The following is a 789-nucleotide window of genomic DNA, read 5'->3' as shown; positions in this document are numbered from 1 at the left end:
CATCTTGGATACACACGGCGCACCGGCACCGATTGGGGTAGTGGGCGAGTTGTACATCGGTGGCGATGGCGTGGGGCGTGGGTATCTGAATCGCGATGATTTGACCGCCGCGCGCTTCCTCACTGATCCGTTCAGCACCGATCCGACGGCACGGATGTACCGCACGGGCGATCTGGGCCGTTGGCGTGTCGATGGCACGATTGAGTTTGTCGGACGCAACGATCAGCAGGTCAAGATTCGTGGTTTCCGCATCGAGTTGGGCGAGATCGAGGCCCGCTTGAGCGCGCATGCGGATGTGCGCGAGTGTGTGGTGGTGGCGCTGGAAGATGCGGCGTCTAGTACCGAGAAGCGTCTGGTGGCGTATTGGGTTGCTGCCGAGCATATAGCGTCTGAACATCTTGGCGCGGAAAGCTTGCGTAGTTGGTTGTCGGACGCGTTGCCGGACTACATGATCCCAGCAGCCTATGTGCAGTTGGATCAGCTACCGCTGACCCCGAACGGCAAGCTGGATCGCAAGGCATTGCCCGCACCGGATGGCTCGGCCTATGCAGCACCTGCGTATGAAGCACCGCAGGGCGCGATTGAACAAACCATTGCCGCGATTTGGTGTGACCTGTTGGGTCTGGAAAGCATCGGGCGGCACGATAACTTTTTCGCGCTCGGTGGACATTCGTTGTTGGCGGTGCGAGTTGCTTCGCGCTTGCGTCAGGAGTTGGGTGTCGAGATCGGCGTGGCGGAGTTGTTCGCGAATGCAGCGCTGAAGGACCTTGCCGCGTGCGTGGCCTCTTC

The 789-nt window shown here is 60.5% G+C and carries 1 protein-coding gene; it reads left to right on the top strand.

The genetic code is table 11. From position 1 onward, the window contains the following. Positions 1-40: 40 nt before the first annotated feature. On the top strand, positions 41-789 hold a 749-nt coding region (locus tag XALGPE39_RS15885), incomplete at its 3' end, for a phosphopantetheine-binding protein (RefSeq protein WP_045726527.1).

This window comes from Xanthomonas sp. GPE 39 (assembly GCF_000963005.1).
In the GTDB taxonomy this organism is placed as follows: domain Bacteria; phylum Pseudomonadota; class Gammaproteobacteria; order Xanthomonadales; family Xanthomonadaceae; genus Xanthomonas_A.
The sequence above is the reverse complement of the archived record's forward strand: the minus strand, read 5'-3'. Positions and strand labels throughout refer to the sequence as shown.